This window comes from Microbacterium martis (genome assembly GCF_047246685.1).
Lineage (GTDB): Bacteria > Actinomycetota > Actinomycetes > Actinomycetales > Microbacteriaceae > Microbacterium.
Map to the genome: position 1 here is coordinate 584,589 of NZ_JBFOKT010000002.1, position 24,364 is coordinate 608,952.

Annotated in this window: 24 protein-coding genes and 1 pseudogene; 15 read left to right on the plus strand and 10 right to left on the minus strand. The window is 65.8% G+C overall.

Features of this window, described 5'->3' with window-relative positions; translation table 11 throughout:
- Positions 1–124 precede the first annotated feature (124 nt).
- From AB3M90_RS10710 to treZ, 4 genes are read left to right on the plus strand one after another with little or no spacing between them, the layout of a single operon-like run.
- Positions 125–298: a hypothetical protein gene (locus AB3M90_RS10710; RefSeq protein WP_412951935.1), complete on the plus strand. Its 174-nt coding sequence runs from the start codon at positions 125–127 to the stop codon at positions 296–298.
- Positions 298–2,511 (plus strand): glycogen debranching protein GlgX, encoded by a 2,214-nt coding sequence (glgX, locus tag AB3M90_RS10715; protein ID WP_412951936.1) that lies wholly within the window; start codon positions 298–300, stop codon positions 2,509–2,511. The genes AB3M90_RS10710 and glgX overlap by 1 nt, the downstream gene beginning before the upstream one ends.
- A complete protein-coding gene (treY, locus tag AB3M90_RS10720; RefSeq protein ID WP_412951937.1) occupies positions 2,508–4,856 on the plus strand; it encodes a malto-oligosyltrehalose synthase in 2,349 nt (782 codons plus the stop codon). The genes glgX and treY overlap by 4 nt, the downstream gene beginning before the upstream one ends.
- A gap of 12 nt (positions 4,857–4,868) precedes the next feature.
- Positions 4,869–6,632: a malto-oligosyltrehalose trehalohydrolase gene (gene treZ, locus AB3M90_RS10725; protein ID WP_412951938.1), complete on the plus strand. Its 1,764-nt coding sequence runs from the start codon at positions 4,869–4,871 to the stop codon at positions 6,630–6,632.
- On the opposite strand, the gene AB3M90_RS10730 is transcribed toward treZ, so the two are convergent.
- Entirely contained in the window at positions 6,629–7,027 is a 399-nt protein-coding gene (locus AB3M90_RS10730) for a hypothetical protein (RefSeq protein WP_412951939.1), read from the minus strand. The genes treZ and AB3M90_RS10730 overlap by 4 nt on opposite strands.
- Positions 7,028–7,038: 11 nt before the next feature.
- On the minus strand, positions 7,039–7,632 hold the full coding sequence (locus tag AB3M90_RS10735) for a short chain dehydrogenase (protein WP_412951940.1): 594 nt from the start codon (positions 7,630–7,632) through the stop codon (positions 7,039–7,041).
- A gap of 229 nt (positions 7,633–7,861) precedes the next feature.
- On the opposite strand from AB3M90_RS10735, the gene AB3M90_RS10740 reads away from it, so the two are divergent.
- Positions 7,862–8,134: a hypothetical protein gene (locus AB3M90_RS10740; RefSeq protein ID WP_412951941.1), complete on the plus strand. Its 273-nt coding sequence runs from the start codon at positions 7,862–7,864 to the stop codon at positions 8,132–8,134.
- Positions 8,135–8,167: 33 nt separating this feature from the next.
- On the opposite strand, the gene AB3M90_RS10745 is transcribed toward AB3M90_RS10740, so the two are convergent.
- The gene (locus AB3M90_RS10745; RefSeq protein ID WP_412951942.1) at positions 8,168–9,595 is read right to left on the minus strand and encodes a CCA tRNA nucleotidyltransferase; all 1,428 of its coding nucleotides are present in this window, start codon (positions 9,593–9,595) and stop codon (positions 8,168–8,170) included.
- Positions 9,596–9,714: 119 nt separating this feature from the next.
- On the opposite strand from AB3M90_RS10745, the gene AB3M90_RS10750 reads away from it, so the two are divergent.
- Positions 9,715–11,475, plus strand: coding sequence for an alkaline phosphatase family protein (locus AB3M90_RS10750; RefSeq protein ID WP_412951943.1), 1,761 nt, complete (start codon positions 9,715–9,717; stop codon positions 11,473–11,475).
- A gap of 70 nt (positions 11,476–11,545) precedes the next feature.
- Positions 11,546–11,707 (plus strand): hypothetical protein, encoded by a 162-nt coding sequence (locus AB3M90_RS10755; RefSeq protein WP_412951944.1) that lies wholly within the window; start codon positions 11,546–11,548, stop codon positions 11,705–11,707.
- Positions 11,708–11,731: 24 nt separating this feature from the next.
- Here AB3M90_RS10755 and AB3M90_RS10760 read toward each other — a convergent pair.
- Positions 11,732–11,854: pseudogene (locus AB3M90_RS10760) on the minus strand (LLM class flavin-dependent oxidoreductase); the annotation flags it as partial.
- 26 nt (positions 11,855–11,880) lie between these two features.
- Here AB3M90_RS10760 and AB3M90_RS10765 point away from each other — a divergent pair.
- Positions 11,881–13,389, plus strand: a complete 1,509-nt coding sequence (locus AB3M90_RS10765; RefSeq protein WP_412951945.1) for a recombinase family protein — start codon at positions 11,881–11,883, stop codon at positions 13,387–13,389.
- A gap of 155 nt (positions 13,390–13,544) precedes the next feature.
- On the opposite strand, the gene AB3M90_RS10770 is transcribed toward AB3M90_RS10765, so the two are convergent.
- The gene (locus tag AB3M90_RS10770; RefSeq protein WP_412951946.1) at positions 13,545–13,970 is read right to left on the minus strand and encodes an Lsr2 dimerization domain-containing protein; all 426 of its coding nucleotides are present in this window, start codon (positions 13,968–13,970) and stop codon (positions 13,545–13,547) included.
- Between the two features lie 485 nt (positions 13,971–14,455).
- Between AB3M90_RS10770 and AB3M90_RS10775 the strand changes: the two genes are divergently transcribed.
- The 3 genes from AB3M90_RS10775 (at position 14,456) to AB3M90_RS10785 (ending at position 15,683) form a co-directional block, all read left to right on the plus strand.
- The gene (locus tag AB3M90_RS10775) at positions 14,456–14,887 is read left to right on the plus strand and encodes a hypothetical protein (RefSeq protein ID WP_412951947.1); all 432 of its coding nucleotides are present in this window, start codon (positions 14,456–14,458) and stop codon (positions 14,885–14,887) included.
- Positions 14,888–14,958: 71 nt separating this feature from the next.
- On the plus strand, positions 14,959–15,444 hold the full coding sequence (locus tag AB3M90_RS10780) for a hypothetical protein (protein ID WP_412951948.1): 486 nt from the start codon (positions 14,959–14,961) through the stop codon (positions 15,442–15,444).
- Positions 15,441–15,683: a hypothetical protein gene (locus AB3M90_RS10785; protein ID WP_412951949.1), complete on the plus strand. Its 243-nt coding sequence runs from the start codon at positions 15,441–15,443 to the stop codon at positions 15,681–15,683. The genes AB3M90_RS10780 and AB3M90_RS10785 overlap by 4 nt, the downstream gene beginning before the upstream one ends.
- Before the next feature lie 187 nt (positions 15,684–15,870).
- Here the strand turns inward: AB3M90_RS10785 and AB3M90_RS10790 are convergent, their stop codons facing one another.
- From AB3M90_RS10790 to AB3M90_RS10805, 4 genes are all read right to left on the minus strand, one after another.
- Positions 15,871–16,038 carry a hypothetical protein gene (locus tag AB3M90_RS10790; protein WP_412951950.1) on the minus strand — a complete coding sequence of 56 codons (168 nt, stop codon included), beginning with the start codon at positions 16,036–16,038 and terminating at the stop codon, positions 15,871–15,873.
- 67 nt (positions 16,039–16,105) lie between these two features.
- Positions 16,106–16,345 (minus strand): hypothetical protein, encoded by a 240-nt coding sequence (locus AB3M90_RS10795; protein WP_412951951.1) that lies wholly within the window; start codon positions 16,343–16,345, stop codon positions 16,106–16,108.
- Between the two features lie 360 nt (positions 16,346–16,705).
- A complete protein-coding gene (locus tag AB3M90_RS10800) occupies positions 16,706–18,412 on the minus strand; it encodes an FtsK/SpoIIIE domain-containing protein (RefSeq protein WP_412951952.1) in 1,707 nt (568 codons plus the stop codon).
- A 2-nt stretch (positions 18,413–18,414) separates the two neighbouring features.
- Entirely contained in the window at positions 18,415–19,614 is a 1,200-nt protein-coding gene (locus AB3M90_RS10805) for a hypothetical protein (protein WP_412951953.1), read from the minus strand.
- Positions 19,615–20,098: 484 nt separating this feature from the next.
- On the opposite strand from AB3M90_RS10805, the gene AB3M90_RS10810 reads away from it, so the two are divergent.
- The 4 genes from AB3M90_RS10810 to AB3M90_RS10825 all read left to right on the plus strand — a co-directional run bounded on the left by AB3M90_RS10810 (position 20,099) and on the right by AB3M90_RS10825 (position 23,312).
- On the plus strand, positions 20,099–20,527 hold the full coding sequence (locus tag AB3M90_RS10810; protein ID WP_412951954.1) for a hypothetical protein: 429 nt from the start codon (positions 20,099–20,101) through the stop codon (positions 20,525–20,527).
- Between the two features lie 112 nt (positions 20,528–20,639).
- Complete coding sequence (locus AB3M90_RS10815) at positions 20,640–21,434, plus strand: DUF5677 domain-containing protein (RefSeq protein ID WP_412951955.1); 795 nt, start codon at positions 20,640–20,642, stop codon at positions 21,432–21,434.
- A gap of 271 nt (positions 21,435–21,705) precedes the next feature.
- Positions 21,706–22,428, plus strand: a complete 723-nt coding sequence (locus AB3M90_RS10820; RefSeq protein ID WP_412951956.1) for a hypothetical protein — start codon at positions 21,706–21,708, stop codon at positions 22,426–22,428.
- 344 nt (positions 22,429–22,772) lie between these two features.
- Complete coding sequence (locus AB3M90_RS10825; protein ID WP_412951957.1) at positions 22,773–23,312, plus strand: hypothetical protein; 540 nt, start codon at positions 22,773–22,775, stop codon at positions 23,310–23,312.
- 214 nt (positions 23,313–23,526) lie between these two features.
- On the opposite strand, the gene AB3M90_RS10830 is transcribed toward AB3M90_RS10825, so the two are convergent.
- Complete coding sequence (locus tag AB3M90_RS10830; protein ID WP_412951958.1) at positions 23,527–23,835, minus strand: hypothetical protein; 309 nt, start codon at positions 23,833–23,835, stop codon at positions 23,527–23,529.
- Positions 23,836–24,364: the final 529 nt, after the last annotated feature.

Sequence of the window (24,364 nt, forward strand, 5' to 3'; positions counted from 1 at the left end):
AGCCCCGGCGCCCCGCCGGGCTACGACCCCGCATGGCGCCCCGGCAACCGCGCCGGCATCGACCCGGGCACCCGCCCCGGCCGCCGCCCCGCGGCACGAGCTGGTCGATTTCGACCGCTACGTGGTGAACGACGACGGCCCGGTCGGGTACGTCGAGGTCGTCGCGCCGGTCTTCGTCTGCTACCTCGGCCACCCCTATGCCATGGCGGAGGAGATCGCCCAGGTGCACGACTTCGACCGCGCCGTGCAGATCGTCACCGAGCGCGCCGCGTCTTCGCGTCGGCCTAAGCTCGCCTGATGAGTCTTGAGATCTGGCCGGGATCGGCCTACCCCCTCGGAGCGACCTTCGACGGCCAGGGAACGAACTTCGCGCTGTTCAGCGAAGGAGCGGAACGGGTGGAGCTCTGCCTGTTCGACGACGACGGCAACGAGCAGCGCATCGACCTGACCGAGGTCGACGCGTTCGTCTGGCACGGATACCTGCCCTCGGTGCAGCCCGGGCAGCTCTACGGCTACCGTGTGCACGGGCCCTTCGACCCCACGCAGGGACAGCGCTTCAACGCCAACAAGCTGCTCCTCGACCCGTATGCCAAGGCCGTCTCCGGTCGGATGGACTGGGGTCAGTCGCTCTTCGGCTACGACTTCGGCGACCCCGACTCGCGCAACGACGACGACTCCGCTGCGGCGATGGTCAAGGGCGTCGTGGTGAACCCGTTCTTCGAGTGGGCGGGTGACCGGCAGCCGAAGACGCCCTACGCGCAGACCGTCATCTACGAAGCCCACGTGAAGGGCCTCACCCAGCAGCATCCCGACGTTCCGGAAGAGCTGCGCGGCACCTACGCCGGCATCGCGCATCCGGCCGTCATCGAGCACCTGACCCGCCTCGGGGTGACCGCGCTCGAACTCATGCCCGTGCACCAGTTCGTCGATGACTCGGTCCTCGAAGACAAGGGGCTCTCGAACTACTGGGGCTACAACACCCTCGGCTTCTTCGCCCCGCACAACACCTACTCGTCGAGCGGCGAGCACGGCCAGCAGGTGCAGGAGTTCCGCGCCATGGTGCGGGCCCTGCACGCGGCCGGCATCGAGGTCATCCTCGACGTGGTCTACAACCACACCGCCGAGGGCAACCATATGGGCCCGACCATCTCGATGCGCGGGATCGACAACGAGGCCTACTACCGCCTCGAAGAGGACAAGCGCTACTACACCGACTACACCGGCACGGGGAACAGCCTCAACGCCGGCAGCCCGCACGCCCTGCAGCTGCTGATGGACTCGCTGCGCTACTGGGTGACCGAGATGCACGTCGACGGCTTCCGTTTCGATCTCGCCTCGACGCTCGCCCGCGAGTTCTACGACGTCGATCGCCTGGCCGCGTTCTTCGAGCTCGTGCAGCAGGACCCGATCGTGTCGCAGGTGAAGCTGATCGCCGAGCCGTGGGACGTCGGGCCCGGCGGGTACCAGGTCGGCAACTTCCCTCCGCAGTGGACGGAGTGGAACGGCAAGTACCGCGACACCGTGCGCGACTTCTGGCGCGGCGAGCCGCAGGCGCTCGGCGAGTTCGCGTCGCGTCTGACCGGCTCGGCCGACCTGTACGAGCACTCCGGTCGGCGACCGGTCGCCTCGATCAACTTCGTCACCGCGCACGACGGCTTCACACTGCGCGACCTCGTGTCGTACAACGAGAAGCACAACGAGGCGAACGGCGAGGACAACAACGACGGCGAGAGCCACAACCGCTCCGACAACATGGGCGTCGAGGGTCCGACCGACGACGAGAACGTGAACCGCGCTCGCGCGCGCCAGCAGCGCAACTTCCTCGCCACCCTCCTGCTGTCGCAGGGCGTGCCGATGATCTCGCACGGCGACGAGCTCGGGCGCACCCAGGGCGGCAACAACAACGGCTACGCCCAGGACAACGAGATCACCTGGATCGACTGGCAGCACGCCGACCGCCCTCTGGTGGAGTTCACCGCGTCGGTGTCGCGGCTGCGGCGGCAGCATCCGACCTTCCGGCGCAGCCGGTTCTTCAACGGTCGCCCGGTCGCCGTCGAAGAGGGCGAGCGCATCCCCGACGTCGACTGGCTGCGGCCCGACGGCAGCCGCATGCAGCCCGAGGACTGGGATTCGGGCTTCGGGCGCCTGGTCGGCATGTTCCTCAACGGGCAGGGCATCCGCGAGCGCGACATCCGCGGCCGTGCCGTCACCGACGTGAACTTCCTCGTGTACTTCAACAGCGGTGACGAGCCCGTCGACGTCACACTGCCCGACGCCCGCTACGGCGAGCGCTGGCACATCGCCGTCGACACGGCGGGCGAGCTGGCCGACGGCGCCGAGCACGATGCCGAGGCGTCGCTGATCGTCGAGGCGAAGTCGCTGCTGGTGCTGCAGGAGTACGACGGCCCTGCGGCGCCGACCGACGACTCGGTCGACGCGTCGCTGCGCGTGCAGAACGACCAGGCGGAGACCGCCGCCCCCGCCCCGAAGACGGAGCTCACCACCTCATGACCCGACGGCCCGTGTCGACGTATCGGCTCCAGATCAGTGACGACTTCCGTCTCGACGAGGCGGCGGGCGTCACGGAGTACATCGCCGATCTCGGCGCCTCCTGGGCGTATCTGTCGCCGCTCCTCGCCGCCACGCGCGGGTCGAACCACGGGTACGACGTCGTCGATCACTCGCGCGTCGATCCGGATCGGGGCGGAGAGGCGGGGTACGAGCGCTTCGCCGCCGCCGCGCGGGCCGCCGGCCTCGGCATCCTCGTCGACATCGTGCCGAACCATGTCGGGGTGAGCCAGCCGCGACAGAGCGTGTGGTGGTGGGACGTGCTGCGACTCGGGCGCGGGTCGCGGCACGCCGTGGCGTTCGATGTGGACTGGAAGGCCGGCGGCGACCGGCTGCGCCTCCCGATCCTGGGCTCCTCCCCCGCCGACGTGATCGCCGCCGGAGAGCTCGTGGTCGACACGACGCCCGCCGACGACGCCCCCGACGGCACGCTGTCGTACTTCGAGCACGTTCTCCCGCTCGCCCCGGGCACGGGCGAGCTCGCCGGCGACCTGCCCGCGCTCCTCGCCGCTCAGCATTACGAGCTGCGCTTCTGGGAGGACCAGAACACCGAGCTCAACTACCGGCGGTTCTTCGCCGTGGTCGAGCTCGCCGGCATCCGGGTCGAGCTTCCCGACGTGTTCGGCGACTCCCACCGCGAGATCGTGCGCTGGGTGCGTGAGGGCCTCGCCGACGGCATCCGGGTGGATCATCCCGACGGATTGGTCGACCCGGCCGGCTACCTCGAGCAGCTGGCCGATGCCACGGGCCGGGTGTACACGCTCGTCGAGAAGATCCTCGAGCCGGGCGAGGCGCTGCCCGCCTACTGGCGCACCGACGGCACGACGGGGTACGACGCCCTCGCCGAGCTGGATCGTCTGTTCGTCGACCGCGACGGCGTCGCCGCCCTCGACCGCCTCGATGCGCGGTTGCGGGAGGAGTCCGGCCTGCCGTCCGCCGCGTCATGGCACGATCTCATCCACGGCACCAAGCGCATGATCGCCGACGAGCTGCTGGGTTCGGAGGTGCGCCGGCTCGTGCGCACCCTGCCGTACGGGATCGTGAAGGCCGAGGATGCCCTCGCCGAGCTGCTCGCCTGCTTCCCCGTGTATCGCTCGTATCTGCCCGAGGGCGTCGTCCACCTGCGTCACGCCTTCGCCGAGGCGCGGCGCCGCCGGGCCGACCTCGAGGCCGCGTTCGCCGAGCTCGAGCCGCTGCTGGCCGACCCGGCTCTCGAGGTCGCCCAGCGCTTCCAGCAGACCAGCGGCGCCGTGATGGCCAAGGGCGTCGAAGACACCGCGTTCTACCGGTACACCCGCCTCGGCACGCTGACCGAGGTCGGCGCCGACCCGTCGATCGCGGCCGTGACGGTGGAGGAGTTCCACGAGGCGCAGCGCAGCCGGCTGGCCGGCTGGCCGCATTCGATGACCACGCTGTCGACGCACGACACCAAGCGCTCGGAAGACGTGCGAGCCCGCCTGTCGGTGCTCTCCGAGATGCCCGACCGCTGGGCCGAGGTGCTCGACGAGCTGCGCGCCGTCGCGAGCACCGGACACGGTCCGCTCGACGCGCTGATCTGGCAGGCGGCCGTCGGAGCGTGGCCGATCTCGTCGGAACGGCTGCTCGCCTATGCCACGAAGGCGGCGCGCGAAGCGGCCGACGCGACCCGATGGCAGCATCCCGACGAGCGGTTCGAGGAGGGCCTCGCGGCGATCGCCGAATCGATCGACGGCGATGCCCGACCGATCGTCGAGCGTTTCGTCGCCGAGATCGCGGATGCCGGGCGCTCGAACTCCCTCTCCGCGAAGCTGCTGCAGCTCACCGGACCGGGCGTCCCCGATGTCTACCAGGGTTCGGAGCTGTGGGACTTCTCGCTCGTCGACCCCGACAATCGGCGCCCGGTGGACTTCGCCGCGCGTCGGCGCCTGCTGACCGAGCTCGACGCCGAGGTCGCCCGCGGCGTCCTGCCGCCGATCGACGAGTCGGGAAGGGCGAAGCTGCTGGTGACCTCGCGGGCGCTGCGGCTCCGTCGCGACAACCCCGAGCTGTTCCGCTCCTACCGTCCGGCCGTCGTCGAGGGCGAGGCGGCCGATCACGCGGTCGCCGTGCACCGCGGCGGAGTCACCGCCGTCGCGACCCGCCTGCCGGTCGGCCTCGCGCGCCGCGGCGGCTGGGGCGACACCGTGATGATGCGACCCGAGATCCCCGCGACCGATCTGCTGACCGGCCGCCGCATCGAGCCCGGGCCCGTGCGCCTGGCCGACCTGTTCGCCACGTATCCCGTGGCACTGATCGAACTCGACCGCTAGAGAGGACACCCGATGATCGAGGTGTGGGGCCCGCGGGCTCGACGGATGCGGGTGCGCCTGCTCGACGCCGACGGCGCGACGATCGACGAGCACGAGCTCGACGCCGCCGGCGACGGGTGGTGGCGAAGCGACCGGAAGCTGTCAGACGGCGATCGCTACGGGTTCCTCATCGACGACGGCGATCAGCTGCGGCCCGATCCGCGGTCGCGTCGTCAGCCCGAGGGCGTGCACGGGCCGTCGGCCGCGTTCGACCCGAGCACGTTCGCGTGGACCGATCAGTCGTGGACCGGCCGTCAGCTCGCGGGCGGACTGATCTACGAAATGCACCTCGGCACCTTCACCCCCGACGGCACGCTCGACGCGGCGATCGACCGGCTCGACCACCTGGTCGATCTCGGAGTCACCCATGTCGAGCTGCTGCCGGTCAACGACTTCAATGGTCGGTGGAACTGGGGGTACGACGGCGTGCTGTGGTACGCCGTGCACGAGGCCTACGGCGGACCGCGCGCGTACCAGCGTTTCGTCGACGCGGCGCATGCGCGCGGCCTCGCCGTGATCCAGGACGTGGTGTACAACCACCTCGGCCCCAGCGGCAACTACCTGCCGGAGTTCGGCCCCTACCTGCGCGAGGGCAGCCGGAACACCTGGGGCGATTCGATCGACCTCGACCAGCCCGCGGTGCGCGCGTTCATCGTCGAGAACGCCCTCATGTGGATGCGCGACCACCACGTCGACGGGCTGCGGCTCGACGCCGTGCACGCGCTGCTCGACGACCAGCCCGTGCACATCCTGCAGGAACTCGCCGAGACCGCCGATGCGCTCTCGGCGCAGCAGAATCGTCCCCTCTCGCTCATCGCCGAGTCCGACATGAACGATCCCACGCTCATCCTTCCGCGCGAGGCGGGCGGGTACGGGCTCACCGCGCAGTGGTCCGACGACTGGCACCACGCGGTGCACGTCGCACTCACGGGCGAGACCACCGGCTATTACGCCGACTTCGCGGCCGAGAACGCCCTCGCCAAGGTGTCGGAGGGCGGGTTCTTCCACGACGGGACGTTCTCGTCGTTCCGGGGTCGCGACCACGGGTCGCCGGTGCCGCCCGCCGTTCCGGCCTGGCGTCTGGTGACCTTCGCCCAGGACCACGATCAGATCGGCAACCGCGCCGCCGGTGACCGCCTCTCCGCCACGCTGTCCGCCGACCGTCTCGCCGTCGCGGCGGTGCTCACTCTGACGGCGCCCGGCACGCCGATGCTGTTCATGGGCGAGGAGTGGGGGGCGTCGACGCCGTGGCAGTTCTTCACGTCTCACCCCGAACCCGAGCTCGGCCGCGCCACGGCCGAGGGACGCATCGCCGAGTTCGCCGAGATGGGGTGGGATCCGGATGCCGTGCCCGACCCGCAGGATCCGGCGACGTTCGAGCGCTCCCATCTCGACTGGTCCGAGTCGGAGCAGGGCGATCACGCCCGTCTGCTGGCGATGTACCGCGCGCTGGCCGCGCTGCGACGGGATCGAGCCGAGCTGACCGATCCGCTGCTGGCGGCGACGAGCGTGACGACGACAGACACGGATGGGTCGCCGCAGCACCGTGTGTTCCGCATCGACCGCGGCGGTCTGTCGGTGCTCGTGAACCTGTCGACCGAGCCGGCCGAGTTCGACATCGGCTCCGACGACGAGGTGCTGCTCTCGACGGTGGCCGTCGAGGCCCGGTCGGCACGGATCGAGCTGCCGGCCGATGCCGCAGCCGTCGTCGGTCCGCCCCGGCGGGCGGGTCTCTAGCCCGCGAGCACCGGCAGGAACGACGCCGCGAAGCCGAGGAGGGCCGCGCCGAGCATCACCAGGGCGATGGTCGTGCACGCGCGCTCGGACGCGGATCTCGCCTCGACGCGCATGCGCTCGGGGTCGCGGTCGGAGACGTAGGCGAAGGGGTCGGGGCGCTCGGCGAGGTGGCGCGCCTCGGCCGCGGTCAGCGGCCGGGTGCACGTGCGACCGCCCGCCGACCACAGCGCCATGGGGCGGTCGTCGAGGTCGTCGATCACCGCGACGGCGGTGCGGGTGTGCGGCCCCTGGGCGGCCCGCACCAGCAGTCCGATCACGAGCAGCGGAATCCCGACCAGCAGGCCCACCCAGCCGATGACCTCGCCCACCGCACCGATGCTCTCGACGATCTCCATCTCCGCAGCCCTCAGACGCGCAGGATGCGACCGCTGACGATGCCTTCGACGGCGCGGACGTATGCCGCACCGATCTCCTCATCCGTCACCGGCCGGTGGCCCGGGAAGGCGGCGTGATAGCGGGGAGAGTTCGCCAGGACGTCGGGCGACACCGCATTGAGACGGATGCCGCGCGGCGCCTCGGCCGCGGCCGTGATCGTGAACGATTCGAGGGCGCCGTTCGCCATCGCGGCGGCGGCTCCGGCGGCCACGGGCTCGCGGGCGAGCACGCCACTGGTCAGGGTGATCGATCCGCCGTCGCGCACGTGGTCGAGCGCCTGAAGGACCACGTCGATCTGGGCGAGGGTCTTCGCCGTGAACGCGTGGACGACGTCGTCGCGCCGGAGCTCGGTGACCGGCCGGAACGCAGCGGAGCCGACCGCCACCACGACCGCGTCGACGTCGCCGACGGCGGCGAACAGGGCGCTGATCGATGCGGGGTCCGTCACGTCGACCGACGGATCGGAGCGGCGAGAGGCGCGGACGACCTCATGCCCGCGAGACTCCAGCGTCTCCGCGACGACGCCGCCGATGCTGCCGGTCGCGCCGATCACCAGTACCCTCATGCCCGTTCCCTCCGCAGCGCGTCGCGCGGGAACGCGACGGGAGTCCACCGTACCGCGCGCGGCTGTGCGCCTGCCGTCGTCGGCGCACGGGCGCACGGGCGCACCGTCGCCCCGCATCCGCTCAGTAGATGTTGGTCGGCCCGAGGGGCTCACCCGTGCGCTGAGCGGCGATCTGCGTGCGCAGTGCGATGTCGTCCCACAGACGCACCTCTTTCACGAGCAGTCCGTCGTGGATCGTGAACTGCGAGACGCCGAGCAGATCGTGTTCCGTTCGAGCGGTCCGCGGTTCCGCCGGCACAACGTCGGGCGGCGGAAGGCACTGGCTTTTCGCGCAGCGTTTCCGAACGCCCGCATCGGCCGGTTCGTCACCGACTCTGCCAGCGACCTGCCGCTGGCGGAATCAGCGCGGGATGTGGTCCTCGTGGCGCCGTCTCCCCGATCGGCGCAGGCGTTCCGGAATGCCGGGATACGCTTTCGCCGCTGGGGTGGACGACCTTCCTGATCTCGTCGTCCTGGCGTTCAGAGCGTTGACCTGTCAGCCCCGGGCGGCCCACCAGTCGCGCAGCCGCTGCTCGGCGGCATCCGCTCCGAGAACGCCCTCGTCGAGACGGAGGTCGAGCAGGAACCGGTACGCCTCGCCCACCTCGCGGCCGGGCGCGATGCCGAGGACCTCCTGGATGCGATTGCCGTCGAGTTCCGGACGGATGGCGTCGAGCTCCTCCTGCTCGCGCAGCGCGACGATGCGCGCCTCGATGTCGTCGTAGGCGGCCGCCAGGCGCGCGGCCTTGCGCTTGTTGCGCGTGGTCACGTCGGCGCGGGTCAGGATGTGCAGCCGCTCCAGCAGGTCGCCGGCGTCGCGCACGTAGCGGCGCACGGCGGCATCGGTCCAGGCGCCCTCGGCGTAGCCGAAAAACCGCAGATGGAGTTCGATGAGGGTGGCGACGGCATCCGTCGTGGCGGTGTCGAACCGCAGCGCCTGCAGACGCTTGCGCGCCATGCGCCCGCCGACGACGTCGTGGTGGTGGAACGTCACCACTCCCCCGTCTTCGAGCTTGCGCGTGCGCGGCTTGCCGATGTCGTGCAGCAGAGCGGCGATGCGGAGCGCCACGTCGGGCGCCGAACCGGGATGCCGGCGCTCTTCGAGCTCGATCGCCTGGCTCAGAACGGTCAGCGAGTGCTCGTAGACGTCTTTGTGATGGTGATGCTCATCGACCTCGAGGCGCAGCGCGCTGACCTCGGGCAGGAACTCGTCGATCAGCCCGCTGTCCACGAGCACGCGGATGCCGCGCACCGGGTCGGAGGTGCCCATGAGGCGCACGAGCTCCGACTGGATGCGCTCCGGGCTCACGATCCCGAGCGTCGACCGCAGGTGCCCGATCGCCGCGAAGGTGGCGGCGTCGACGTCGAAGCCCAGCTGGGCGCTGAACCGCGCCGCCCGCAGCATCCGCAGCGGGTCGTCGCCGAACGAGACCGCCGGGTCGGTGGGGGTGCGCAGGATGCCGGCGACGAGGTCTTCCACTCCGCCGGTGGGGTCGACGAGCTTCACCGACGGCACCCGCAGGGCCATCGCGTTCACGGTGAAGTCGCGGCGCACGAGATCGCCCTCGATCGTGTCGCCGAACTCCACGGTCGGCTTGCGGGTCACGCCGTCGTAGCTGTCGGCGCGGTACGTCGTGATCTCGACCTGCTCGCCCTGCACGCGGGCGCCGATGGTTCCGAAGGCGCGACCGATGTCCCAGTGCGCGGTGGCGACCGGTTTCACGATCGCGAGGATCTGGTCGGGCGACGCGTTCGTGGTGAAGTCGAGGTCGTGCGTCTCGCGACCGAGAAGCGCGTCGCGCACGGGCCCGCCCACCACGGCGAGGTCGAATCCCGCTGTCGCGAACGCATCGGCGAGGGTGCGGACGACGGGATCCTCGGCGAGCGCGCCGAGCCGGGCGAGGCCGTCGGCCATGTTGAGCATGGGTTCCAGCGTACTCGGGGCGTCTCGGGCAGCCGGCCGGGTCCGCCGCGCGGGCGGACCTCAGGCAGGCGGAGGCGGCGGGCGTTCCGCCACGGCCGAGACGCGCTTAGGATCGGCGTGTGACCGACGACGCGACCTCCTCCCCTCCGCCCCCGCCCTCCCGCCGCGGTTTTCTCAAGATGGGAGGCGCGGCACTGGCCGGGGCTGTCGTGGGCGGAGCGGGCGGCGCCGCGATCGGCGCGGGCGTCGTCGCGGGTCAGCGCAACGGGTTCGCCGCCGGACCCGACCATTTCGCCGCGCTGACGCCGCGCACCGAGCCCGGCTTCGACCACATCGTCGTCGTGATGGGCGAGAACCGCTCGTTCGACAACCTCCTCGGCTACCTGTACTCGCCCGACGACCTGCCGGCCGGCGAGACGTTCGAGGGGCTCGCGTTCGGCGAGCACAGCAACACGTCGTCCGACGGCACCAAGGTCGACGCGCACGTCTACGTCGGCGAGACCGACACGATCTTCAGCCACCCGAACCCCGACCCGGGTGAGGCGTACCCGCACGTCAACACCCAGATCTTCGGATCGATCGAGCCGAAGACCAACGCCGACCTGTTCGAGGATCAAATGGCGGCGCCCTACAACGCGCCGTCGCACGGCGAGAAGGCCACGATGTCGGGCTTCCTCGAGGACTACATCATCAACTTCCGCCGGCTCCGCCACGGCAAGCGGCCCTCGGCCGACGAGGCGAAGCACATCATGGGCTCGTTCTCGCCCGAGATGCTGCCGGTGCTGTCGACCCTCGCCACCGAGTTCGCGGTGTTCGACCACTGGCACGCCGCGGTGCCGTCGCAGACCTTCTGCAATCGCTCGTTCTTCCATGCGTCGACCTCGCACGGCTTCGTCACCAATCAGGGCGGTGGCGGCTACGACAAGTGGATCGACGCCGAGCCCGAGCCGACCGTGTTCAACCGGCTCGAAGACAAGAAGATCAGCTGGAAGATCTACATCGACAAGCTGCAGATGGTGTCGTTCACCGGGATGCTGCACGCCCCTGTCCTCGAGAAGTACTGGCGCACCGAGCACTTCGGCACGATGGAGGACTTCTACGACGACGCGAAGAACGGCACCCTGCCCGCCTACGCGTTCATCGAGCCCCGCATGGTCTACAACCACAACGACTTCCACCCGCCGTTCGGCTCTCCGCGCGGCAGTGAGGTCGACGGCGAAGAGGTCTTCGACAGCGCCATCTCCGACGTGCGCGCGGGCGAGCGCCTGGTGCACGACATCTACGACGCCATCCGCATGAGTGCGACGCCCGACGGTTCGAACGCCGTCAACACCCTGCTGCTGATCACGTTCGACGAGCACGGCGGATGCTACGACCACGTGTCTCCGCCCGCCGCCACGAAGCCGACCACCGACACCGGCCCGGGTGAGATGGACTTCACGTTCGACCGCCTCGGATGCCGCGTGCCGGCGATCGCCGTGTCGGCCTACACCAAGCGCGGAACGATCATCCACGACGAGATGCACCATGGGTCGGTGACCGCGACGCTGTCGCGCATCCACGGGCTCGCACCGCTCAACAACCGCGATGCGACCGCCAACAACCTGCTGAACGTGGTGAATCTGAGCGAGCCGCGGCATCCGGCCGACTGGCCTGTCACGAAGCCGGCCTACGCGCCGCCCAACCCGGAGCAGACCGAGCCGCACCCGGGCAAGAAGGAGCACCTGAAGCCGCTCACCCCGCCGGCGCGCGGTCTGCTCGGACTCCTCATCTCGAAGTACGGCAAGCCCGGCGAGCCCGAGCCGCAGACGTTCGCCGACGCCTACCGTCTGCTGCACGAGCACGGCAAGGAGCTGTTCGGTCCGCCGTCCGGCAGCTGAGTCCTTTCCGCCCGACCGACCGCCCGAGGTCTAGGCTCGGGGGCACCCATTCCGACGAGAGGATCTGCTCATGGGCCGCGAAGAGAACAAGAACGACGAGCTCCGCGAGGAGCACCGCGAACAGGACGAGCACCGGCAGGAGCTGCGCGATGCCGCGGAGGCGGGCGAAGGCACCGTCGCCGACCTCGGCTCGCAGGACGAGCGTCGCAAGGAGGGCGAGGGCCGGCTCTGACGCCGGCCCCGTCGAGTGACAGCCTCAGACCGGGTCGCCCTGCACGGGCCCCTCGGTGTTCGGCTTCCAGCCCAGCGCGGGAGCCACGTAGGTGGCGAACGACTCGAGCACGTGGAGGTTGTAGGCCGGTCCGAGCTGGTTCGGGATCGCTTATGGTGTAATGTGAGAGTTCAATGGCGACAAAACGCAGGACGCGAGCGCCCGGCGCAGCGATTTACACCAGGATCAGCCGAGATCCCGAAGGCGACAAGATCGGCGTATCGCGCCAGGAGAAAGACTGCCGGGAACTCGCGGACCGACTCGGCCTTCCAGTCGTCGCCGTCTACACCGACAACGACATCGGAGCGAGCAACCGGACGGGAAACAAGCCCCGGCCCCAGTATCAGGCCATGCTCGAAGCCGTCCGCGACGGGCTCATCGGCACCATCGTCGCCTACAGCAACAGCAGACTCACCAGACGCCCGCTCGAATGGATCGAGCTCATCGGCCTTGCCGAGTCCGGAGCCCTGGAGATCAAGACCGTAGTCTCGGGCAGCCACGACCTCACCACGGCAGACGGGAGAGCCGTCGCGCTCACCGTGGCAGCCTGGGACGCCGCCGAAGCAGATCGAATCTCCGAGCGCCAGACCGCCTCCTTCCACCACAAGGCTCTCCAAGGCAAGCCCAAGCTCCAGCGGCAGCGGGCCTTCGGCTGGGAAAAGGATGGGCTCACCATCGAGCCCACAGAGGCCGAGCGTATCCGTAGAGCGGTCGAGGAGATCCTGGGAGGCGCCAGCATTACATCCATAGCCCGGCGCTGGGAGGAAGAGGGAGTGCTCACCGCGGCAGGAGGAAGCAAGTGGGAGCACTCAGTGCTCAAGAAGGTCCTCCTTGGCTGGCGCACCGCTGGAGTCCGCACCTACCACCGGGAACCACTCTATGACGAGACTGGCCAGCCCATCATGGGGACCTGGGAGCCCATCATCACCCTCAGGGAACGGCGGCAAGCACTGCGAGCGCTCGAAGCCCACTCCCGGGTCAAGGTCCGCCAGGGCACTTGGCCTCTGGCTGGACTCCTCCGCTGTGGGATCTGCAAGAAGCCTCTCTATGGAGCAACCCCGAGCGGCACCCGGAACCGAGCAACCTACGGCTGCAAAGCGGGACATTTGGGAATCTCCGCTGGACTCCTGGAGGCCTATGTGATCCGGCGCTTCTACGCCTACGCCTACTGGAGAGAGGAATACGGGACCTACATCCAACCCGGAAGCTCCGAACCGGACCCCGAAGACCTCCAGCGCGTAGACGAGATCAGCGAGCAGATCGCCGAACTCATGGAGGGCTACCGGACCAAGACACTGCCCGCCGCCATCGCGTTCGCTGAGGTGGACAAGCTCTACGCCGAAAGAGACGAACTGCAAGAACGGATCGAGGCTGCCAGCGCGGAGCCCCCGCCCACCACAGTGCCGTTCAGCCGGGGTATGCCGCTCGAAGATCAGATTCGAGAAGTGCAGGATGCTCTCGCGCGCCCCCCGGCAGAGCCCAATAGCAGCGACCGGCTAGAACAGCCCATCCCCCTCCACCAGGGAACCATCGACTCATTCAACCAGCTCCTCAAGCTCCTCATCGACTACATCGAGATCGCCAAGGCAGGACCGGACCAGCGGACGATGGAGGACCGCGCCAGCATCCACTGGCGCGACTGACAGCCAGCACGCTGTACACATGAGGCCGGGGCAATGGTGCCCCGGCCTTCGTCGTAGCTGCCCGCTCCTGCGCCCATCGCGCCGAGCGTGAGCAATCACGCCGACCTGCCAGGAGTGGTGCTGAGATCGCGCCATGTGGTCAGCGGCTGGACAGCTCAACCCTTGGTCGGGTGCTGCGGTGCCGTGTCGTAGGCGGGAAGGCCGTAGTGCCGCTCGTAGATCTCCCGGAACTCCTTCTTGAGCGGGCCCATCTGGTTGAAGTCGATGCCCTGCTCTTGCAGCCACTCCCTCGCGGCAACCGTGTCATAGGGCTTCCTGCCCGCCGCCAGGTTTCGCTGCGCCTCTGCCTGGAGGAGTTGGGCGCGCGCCCGGTCGGTCTCTCCCAGGGGTACGGCTGGGGTTGCTACCTCGCGCGCCTTCTCGATGTAGGGAGCGAGCAACTTCGCCAGCTCTTCCTCGTGGGCGTTGCTCAGGTCGATCTCAAAGTGTCTGCCGAGGAAGCCGAAGCTCACCGAGCCGCCCCCATCGGGAGGGATCGGAGTCCCGTCGAGGTCATCGACTTTCATCACCACATCTGCCATGGCTCCATCTTATACTCACGGGCACTCATGGGCCCGTCATCGCCCTGAGTCTCTGAGACTTCGAAGGTGCTCAGAGGGCCGATCTTGACCTCCGCAGGATGCTACGCCAGAAGTTTTTTCAGAAAGTTTTTGTAGATCGGCCGAACTCACCCGCGGAATCATGCGGCAAAAGAGGGCATAAACCCCGTGCCTCCTTGGGGTGGCGGAGTGATCGCCATTTTGGGCTTGCGTCTCACAGACTCGGTCTGTAATGTCGAAGACACGAAGCAACCCCGGGGAGGAAACGAGGAACCGGTCAAGGGCTTCTGAACCTTGAAAACTGAATCCGATTTTTCCGAGAGAGGCCTGGAATGGCCTTCCTCAAGAGAGCGCCGTTGGCGCGCCAACAGACCTCGGCGGAGCACAGGCTCCGTCCGACCCAAAGAAAACCGGCTCAAGAGAGCCACCAATCAAACCCAGCCCACAAGGGCAGAAAGCAGTTCAACATGAGCAAGTTTGCTGAGTTCACCGAACTCCCCACCCCCGGCTACATCGTCAAGGAGAAGGGCCGGACCTACCTGAATGACGCTGCTGTGAAGGCAGCAAAGAAGAAGCCCGGCACCTGGATCGAGCTGGCCGATGGTCAGCTCGTGGATAAGGCGTACTTCGGGACGCTGGAGGGCCAGGCCGCCAAGATCGACAACCGCCTTGAGCTGCACTTCATCCTCGAAGAGCGCAAGGAGAACCGGGACACGCCGAGCCGTATCCCCAGCTACTCCTACAGGGGCCGGGTGTTCCTCCGCTACATGGATGCGGTGGCAGAGGCACAGGCCGCGGAGCTGGAGCGCAAGCGGAAGGCCAAGGAGGCCAAGAAGCGTGCGAAGCGCGAGGCGCGAGAGCTTGCTGAGCGGGCCCTCGAAGAGCAGGCAGCCGCCTAACCCAGAGCAGTACTGGGGTCGCTACCCACAGCGGGTAGCGGCCCCACCAAACACAAGAGACTGGTAATGAAATGAACAAGAAGAAGATGAATGCAGAGATCGACCGGGCGCTCGCTGAGAAGATCCAGCTCCTCGTCAACGATCCGGATTTCCCGGCAGAAGAGTCGCTGCACGAACTCGGGCCGAAGGAGGTTGTGCGCAGGATCTGGAGGCTCAACGGTTGGGGGCCGGAGGAGCAGCCCTGGGGTCTTCTGCAGTTGTATGTAGCGGACGAGATCCGCAAGTTCGCTGAGTACATCATGGAGAACGACGGAGCACCAGTTTGCTACATGGTTCTCCGGGAGTTCGCGATGGGCTTCTGGGATAGGAAGCATGCCCTGGCGAACTCCCTCGAAGAGCCGATGTTCTTCCGATTCCACACCTACGCAGCGCTCTTTGGGATGGGGACGCCGATGCTCCAGGCGATCACTGAGGAAGCGCTGGAGATGGTCGAGTGCACCGACAGCGTGGAAATCGACTACCGCTTTTGGCAGCTCACTCAGGGGCTGGCGGCATGACGAAGAAGAGGCAAGCGAAGAGCATGCCCGCTGGGCTTCTGGTCGACACGGTCCACTTCCTCAGCTTCCAGCGGGCCGAAGCTCGGCGGCGAGAGGAGCCGGAGGTCTATGCCGAGTTCCATTTCATGACGGGAATCAAGTCCGACATGTCCAAGGCGATCATCATGCCGGGGCTTGGAATCGTCCCCAGCCCAGTAATGAGAGAGGCACTGCGGATCGTCCAAGCAGACGCCGCATGACACAAGTAGGAGCCCCCGGCCAGTGGCCGGGGGCTCTTTGTGTTGGTGCGGGATCAGTCTGCGAGACCGTCAGCGATCCACTGTGCTCCATCGTGGAGCCAGGGCCGGCTGATCTCCCAGCCGCCCTGAATCGCGTGAGCCATGATCTCGATAGCCTGCCGAAGCACTTCCATCAGCTCCTGGAAGGTCACGGCTGCTTGTCCCTCACCGAGTACATGAGCGGCACGCCGTTGCCGACGATCACGGAGTAGACCTCCTGGCCCTGTGCCTCGGCGTCAGCCAGGGCCTTCTTGAACTCTGGCATCAGCTCGGGCTTGATGTGCTTGTGAGCTTCCGTTGCATCGTAGGTTGCCACGACGATTCCTTCCGTCTGGGGAAATGAGGAAGGGCCGGGGAATCATCCCCGGCCCTGTCTGGTTCGATCAGTCCTGCTTCTTGAGGACATCGATGCGGTCGGCCAGCTCGCTGATGACCTTGAGCGCTGCATCGCGCTTGGCCACGGCCTCCTCCTTGCTCTTGGCGTAGAAGGGGCGGGTGCGGTTCGCGTCATCCACGAGGCCGCCGACCTCGTGGCGGAGCCGGGAGAAGACGCGGCTGAGATCCTTGCGGTCGAAGCTCTCGGCCTGGGGAGCGGCGGTCTGGGTCTGCGTCGGGTTTGCCATGATGTTTCTTCCTTCTGATCTGGGTTTTTAGGAGTGGTGAACATGGCCAACATTATGCGGGAACTAGGAGGAGTCAACTCCTCCTAGAAAATAGTTCTGATCTGGGTGTTCCTACGGTCGGGGGACGCTTTTCCTGACGGTTCCGAGGATGCAGAAACTGCCTTCTGAGCGCGCAGCCTAGAGCCGCGTAGTCATCGACCCTCTGGGCTGTGTTCTCGCGTCTCACGGGCAACCATGGGCTGAGATGGGCGTTTCTTGATGATGATGCGAGAGGCATCGATCCTGGAGGAAAGTGCCACCATCGAGCGGGCATGAGAATGGGCCGCGATCCGAGATGGATCGCGGCCCTCAGTCGCTCACTCAGAACCTGCCGAAACCTCCTCCGCTCGGCGCTGTGTATTTGGGTGCCTCGACCTCTTCGAAGCCGAAGCCTCCGTCGTCGTCCTCGTCGTAGATCGCTGGGTCGATCTCCGCCGTTGGCTTTGAGGCGATCGCTCGCCCCTTCTTGGGGTACTCCTTGATCAGGTCAGCGATGTCCTGATCCGAGCTGTAGGCGAAGCGGACCTTGACGGGCTTGCCGGTCTCTTCCTTCACATAGCCGATGCCCGCATAGGCGTAGCCGTTGGCCTTGGTGCTCAGCGGGATCGCCGTCGAGTCGTAGCCTGCGGCCCTGGCTCCATCACCGAGGAAGAAGTCATTGAAGTACTCGCTGTTCTGCTTCAGGAGGATGATGTTGGCGAAGTTGCCACGCATCCTACCGAGGAGATCCTTGTCGGCCTCCTGTGTGGCAGCTACAACATAGACACCGAGGGATCGACCCTGAGCCAGAATCTCGACGAGAAGAGTGATCGCCGCCCTTCCGTCCTTGCCCATGGCCTGGAGCGCGATGAGGAGCGAGAGGAACTCATCGATGAAGAGCACGACCATCGGATTCTCCTTGGTCGCGTCGAGAGAGCGCCCGAGATCAGCGTTTTCCACATCCACGCGCTTGTTCTTAGCCCGGTGCTTCATCACCTTGTGAACCTCTGCGATCACATCGCAGGCGCCCGAGTTCTCATAGACCAGCTCCGTGAAGAGCCTGGACTCCTCGTAGGGCCGAAGCTCGGATGCCTTCGGGTCGATGCCGTAGAACACTGCCGTGCCTCTGTCCACAAAGTGCGCGAGCTGTCGAATGATGCCGTTGAGGGGCGAGCCCTTCCCCGATCCAGTCATGCCGATGATGAGCAGGTGGTGCATGGCCAGCGCCCAGAGCTTTCCGCTCTCCCGGATTGCGAGCGGGATCAGGTGGGCCACCTTCGCCGGGTGCTCCTTGAAGAACTCGACACCCGCCTTCAGCTTCATCAGAGGATCGCCGGGAGCGGTCTTGTGGGCGGCGTAGCTGATGGTGAAACCGTCCTCGGTATCGATCTCCTGGAGCCGCTTGAGACCGAGCTGCGAGACGATCTTGCCCTCGAGTCGGCGGATCTCATCCGGGCCGTGCCCGTCGAGCTTGAGGTCAATGCGGAAGTGGTTTGCGCGAAGCTTGCGCTCCTCTCGCTTCTCCCGTCGCCGTCGCTGCTTGTCTGTCTCGCTCTCTGGAACCTCCTCGGGTGCCAGCTCCACCACTCGATGACTCTCGGGGAGGTCTCGCACGGCGATGTGAATAGCCGCCTCGGCGATCTGCTTCCGAGCGTCGAGCTTCTTCCCGCGTCCGAGCCCCCGGTTGTCCTTGATGCTGGCGCGGACGGCTCTGGGGTTAGGCGAGAGCCACGCCCACTCCCACGGTTGCTCCTTCTCCTTGAGGTCGCGGATGAAGAGGCTCGATGGTGCGTACATCTCTCGGATGCCCTTGTTGGCGAGCAGTGCGCTCTCGATCTCGAAGTGGATCTTGGGCTCGGCCTTGAACCAGGATGCTGGGCTCCAGTTTCGCTTCTCCCGGTAGTTCTTCCAGCGCTGGCGGCGCTGGATGATTGCGGCTAGCCCGAAGCGGATCACGAGGATAACCGCCAGGAGAACGATGCCGATCAGCGGCAGGTTGTCGATGAGTGGCGCAGCCAGCTCACCGATGTAGTCGAACAGATTTCCCATGATCAGTTACCTCCGATCTTGACTCGGTTCTCAAAGGAGAACGGTGTTCCATCCCTGTGAAGCAGGGGCAGGATTTTCAGCCGGCCTGACTCGATGAGGCCGTAGTTTCCGCGTGCGTTCACACGCTGCAATAGGCTGGGGATCTGGTTGCCGTGAGTGAAGTAGATGCCCCGGTCATAGATCGTTCCATCTTCGAACTCGTGGGCGAGCGTGGCGAAGATCGCGTCGTAGTCCTCCCAGCTCTTCTTGCTGATCTCGACTTCGACGAGCACATTTTTCGCCCGTGGGCCAGTGCGATCACCGTCGAGGATCACTGTGAGATCAGGCTGATGGACAGCCTTGCGCTTCGTCTCGCCTCGCTGAGGAGCGCCGAGAGTGAGCAGCGCAGGCCGTGCTTCCACGATCTCGTTCCACTGGAGCCGACCTTCAGCAACTGCCTGAACGGCTGACTTGATCACATCGTCTCGCCACCGTCCGAAGTCTCCTCGGTGGTCTATTGAGGCGTCCGCTTCGAGTTCTTCCTTGAGTTTCCGCTTCACTCCATCGAAGGAAGCGCGCATCATCTTCTCGCTGATGAGGTTGTCGAGGGGTACAGGATCGATGCCGAGAGCCTTCTTGTAGAAGCCATGAGGAGAGGCTAGGAGAGCCGCCACATGGCCGATCATCTGGTAGTGAGTGAGCCGGGATTTGCTCAGTCCGTCGATGCGATCCGGCTTCTCTAGCGCGTAGCCGTAGCTCCAAGCCGCACCGATCCCGGCATCAGTGATGCCATAGTGCTGAACCTTGGTGCCGATGTTCTTGGTTCGCTTCAGCGCTCCGATTCGAACGATCTTGTCGAGCCGCTGCTTGGTTCCTTGAACGGTTGTCAGCTCGCCGCCGGGGGCAAATCTGGTTTCCTGCCGGTTGCTGAGCACCGAGAGAGCTTCCACATCTACTGCTGGAAACATGCCCGTGAAGGCTACGAGCCGAGCGTTTCCTTCGGTGATGTAGGCACCGCTCGGACGCTTGGCCTTCTCGGTCTGAGGCTCTTCCTCCGCTGTTTCGATGGGCTCTTCGGATGCCTCAGCAGGCTCCTCGGGGGCGGCTAGCCTCACTCGGATCGGTGCGGGTGCGGTGGCCCGAGGCGGCTGAGCAGGCTGCTCGTAGTCCTCTTCCTCCAGGAAGTTGGGGACAGAGCTGGCTGTCGTGGTGGGTTCTGTCATGGTCTCTCTCCTCTTTTCGGGCTCCTTGGGCGGGGACTGCGGCTGCCTATTGCAGCTCGCCCGCGGGAGCAGAGAGCCATATCGTTTTGCCTATTGCAGGAGTGGTTGCAGGAGTCCTTGCAGAAGCTATTGATCGAGGCCGCAATAGTGCTTCTGTTGAGATCTCGCGGCTATCTTCACTGAAAAGACGCGAATAATGTTTCCTCGTATCACTAGAGGAAATCACCACCACTACCACTTTGGATTAGTCCCGCCGAGCCCGAGACCGCAGCCCCCTTCCAACAGGCTTCCAACAGTCTCTGTCGGCAGCCTCCAGCAGCCCTCCTCCTCAGCCTCAGCCTCAGCCTCAGCAGCAGAACTCAGCCAGCGGCTCAGTCAGCAGCCAGCTCAGCAGCGGTGGCGTCGCACCACTACTGAGGAGCCTCAGCACAGCGGGAGCCCCAGCAGCAGTGGCGTCACATCACGGCCTCGGTAGGCTCATGGCATGGCGACTCAAGACAGGAACACGACCGGATGGTTCACGGCGGCTGAAGTGGCCGAGGCCATGCAGCTCAGCGAGCAGGACTTTCTGCGGGCCTTCATCGATGGACCCGATGACGAGCTTGAGTACTGGAGCGGCGAGCCTCAGATTCACTGGCGTGACCTCCTCGCCTGGGTCGAGAAGCACTACTACGAGACCAGTGAAGTCGGTCCAGACAATCCGATGGTGAAGTGGCACATCGACCGGGGCGGCGACCCGGAGACGATCATCGAGAACAGGAAGCGTGAGCAAGCTTTCGATGGTGCTAGAGATCTCCTCGAAGAACTCCTCGGCCTCGACGCCTGGACAGATGGACTCAACGGCCGCGTGGCCACCAACTGGAACATGGAAACGCTCGACTACGAGGTCGAATCCCTTCCAGATGGCATGTGATGTGACACAACCCTGACTGGTCGTAAGTGCGCCGATGGATTTTCGGCCTCTGGGGTAGTGGTGGATAGCCTCCAGCAGTGGTGTCACATCACGGCATCGATACGCTCATTGCATGAGCACAGAGGTCGAGCAGGCGGAGCTGATCTTTGATCGCTTCGAGAGCATCTGGCGAGAGCGTTTCGGAGACTCCGGTCCTGTTATCCAGGTAGCTGAAGGCGAGCAGATCGCGGAGCGATTCGAGGTCGGCCAGTTCGGCTACGGTCTCATGGCCAGCATCATGCGGACAGGTCGAGCTCTCGTGATGCTTTCTCAGTCTGGCTACGCGGTCGAAGCTAGCCCGATGTTCCGCTCTCTCCTCGATCAGGCGATGGCCCTCGAAGCCTTGCTCGTCCATGGCGTGCATGCCGTCCACGCATTCGGCCTTGAGCACAGGTTCAACTTCCAACAGCTATTGAGGGCCGCGGAAGAGGGCTTCCCCTTGGGGCAAGGTGATCGCGAGTACATCTCGAAGTTCCTCGCAATGGCTGATGCACTGCCGAAGAGCAAAGAACTCGGCCAGGCTCAGCACGGCATCAAGACTTCAACGATCGGACGAGAATATGGTCAGTCAGAGAAGTACCTCTACCAGATGTGGCTCTATGCGACTCCGCTCTCCAAGCCGAGCATGAAGCTGGCGGATATGTACTCCCAAGCCGAGCGAGAGGCTGGGGGCATAAGAATGCTCACCTTCCTCGACAGTGACCCCGACGCAACGGTTGACCCAAGGCTCGTGCTCCAGATGATTGTGCCTAGCGCTCTGCTTGCCTTCGCCCTGTCGCTTCGAGACACTGCCTTCGCAGAGCAAGTGCGAACGGAGGCCATGGGGTTTGACCTCCCCATCGACCCCAGGTTGGACCGTAGCGAATAGCCTTCAGCTGTTTGTCCTGGTGTGACACAACCCTGGGAAGAGCTAGACGGCTCGGGGAAGTGTGCGGCGATATGGCTCACTGATGCTGTTTGGATAGGTCAGCGTCAATCATGTGGATGCTCCTGGATAGCCGGGGGCGTGGGTCCTTTACTCCTTTCTCCCCGCGCCTTCGGCTTTCTCTGTGTCTGGCGCTTCGAGCGATCTTCACCGTTTTGATATAGATCTCGATTCGCCGCGCTCGGTGGCGATCTGAGATCAGGAGATCAATCCCATGAAGAACGGAAAGAACAGGCCCGCACTCATCGCCGCTTCCACCGGCCTCGCTCTTTGTCTCGGCCTCGGTGCCGTTGCAGCATCAGCGGCTGAAATCTCGAACGGTGGGTTCATGGTGCGAGCGGTCGATGCTGATGGCTTCGAAGGAATTGCTGGAATGAAGCCGAAACCGGGCAATGGTTCCCACCCCGGCACTGAGAACCCGGGAGAGGGCGGAAGCCACCCAGGCGAGGGTGGCAACGAGGGCACGAACCCCGGCGGAGGGGGAAGCAACCCAGGCGGCGGTGGCGAGGGTACCGACCCCGGCGGAGGTAATGGGGCCAATCCTGGCGGAGGCAGTGGCGGCGAGCAGGAGACACCAGAGCAGCCAGAGGACGGCTTTTGGGGACACCCGCGAATCGACTCGTGCGTGGTCAATCGGGATGATGTCCGCCTGGGCTGGAGCTACCCGGATCTTGTGAAGTCTGGCGAGTTTCCGAAGGTGATCGTGGAAAGCGAGTGGCTGCAGAACGGTGAGGTGGTCTACAGGTACTCGTATGACGCGGTTGTCGAGTATGAGACAGAGCAGAAAGGGCATCGCTACGGATTCTCGCTGTATCGGGAGGATGCGCTAGTGGTCGGCGCGAGGGCGCGGCTTGTAGACGCAGAGAATCCGTCGAGAGCAACGAGCTGGGTCGAGTTCGAAGTGGCATCGGGTGATACTGAGTGCACCATCAAGTAGGAGTCTGACTATGCGGCCTCTGGCGCCCTTGGCTCCGACAGAAACCGCCCGGCACTCCCACAGTGCCGGGCGGTTTTGTGTGTCCGAAGCGAGTGGCCCAGAAGCCAGTTTCGGAGCATGCTGAAGTGAGCCGAGATCGCAGTCTCAGCGCGCAGCCTGGAGCATCGATCCCCTCGACGCTGTAGCGCGCATCTCAGCCCGTAGCCTGCGACCTCGGGCGAGATCCGTCCAGCGCGCATGACGATACATGGATCCCGTTCCTCGCGCGATGGTCAGCGTTGTGTGACACCACGGCTCGATGTCACAAGTGCGCCGATATTGCCTCCGTCAAGAGGAGGCACCCAATGAGTACCCTGCATCAATCAGCACGAACCGGGCGCTGGCAGCGCTGTGTAGCCAAGAGTCATTGCCCCTACGGAGAGCACAGGAGCATCCCCGACCTCGCACGAGCTGGAGGCGCGGAGATCGAGCCAAGCGGCCACGGCCAGACCCAGACCGTCTCGCCCCTGCTCGCCGGTGGCTACAGTGTCGGCACGGGCAAGCGCACTCAGTACTACCGGGAGGATGGCTCGAAGCTCACTCCCAAGGAAGCGCGGGTGAGGCGGAATCGAATCCAGCGGCTCCTACGGGCAGCGGGTGGAGCCTCGAAGCGAGCGGCGAAGCGGCAGCTCAAGCGCACCATGACCCGGGCGAAGCTCCGCGCGAAGTGGGCGGTGCAGGATAGCTCTGCCGCGATCCTCCTAGGGATTGCTCGGGCGCTTGAGGCTACGGCTGAGGGTTTCCAGCGCGAGGTCGATGCTCTGGCTACAGAGTTCGGGGATGAGTGGGAACTTCAGCTAGCGGCCTTCGAGGAGATCATGAATCCTCCGGGGGCGGACTGTTGAGCACCGTCCACTCGCCAGAGCCTGCGATCTGAGACGCTTTCAGCCCGTGATCGCACAACCTGCCCGCCTGAGCACCATCGACGCTTAGGCGGGCAGCGCTGTGGAGCGAGCGCGGAAAGCGCGAAGAGTGCGAAATGACTATGTCAATATGAAGCGGCCCAGGGGTGACGGCTTGATCTGGCCCAAGTGAGGTCTCGGCCGGGAGGGGCCTGGGTTAGATCCGTGTGCGTAGCGCGTCAGTGATCTGTTCGGTGGTGGGTGTTCCCTTGAGTCCGTGTGGGGTGGCGTAGACGCGGCAGGCGAGGTCGCTGGTGCGGCCGTCTGAGGGGAAGATGTCGGTGCCGTTGATCGTGATCGTCGGCGAGCCGGCGAACGGGGTTTCGGCTGCTTCTTCGGGAGTGCGCAGCAATCGGGTGGTGACGAGGACATCGGTGCGTCCCAAGGCTGTCAGCGCTTCCTGCGCGCGGGCTTGCGCGCTCTCCCAGCTCGGGCATTCAGCGATGTGCAGGATCTCAACGGTCATCTCCTCATTATCCTCTCCTCCCTGGCCCGGGGCGCTGGTCTCGAAACGCTCCGGCGGGACACCGGCGACGCGAACGCCTACCGGACCCTCCGACGATGCACCCGGAATCGTCTCGTCAACGCATTCACCGACAGGCCCTCGACCCGCGCCGCGCCCGGATCTCCGAATAGGAACCCTAGGAAGGCGAGGAGCCATAGGAGCGAATCGCCACCGATCCCGGCCGCTGCTGATCCCGAGTCGCTGATCCTCCTACTGGTGTGCGGCACCACGGCTCGGGCGATTCTCGGATCATTGTGGTGTCACACAACTTCCTCCTCAGCTCCTAATGAGATGCCGACTTGGAACCTACGATCTGGGCCGACACGGGGCCGTCTCGACCACCCAGAGGGGCAGGAACCCCGATCTCATCGATGCTCTGGCAGGAATCCTGGGGTGTGTCGGGGTGCCGATGGTGTGCCGGGTTCCCGACACACCCAGAACCGCGATCTCATCGATGCTCTGGGCTGAGTGTGTCGGTGTGTCGGGTATT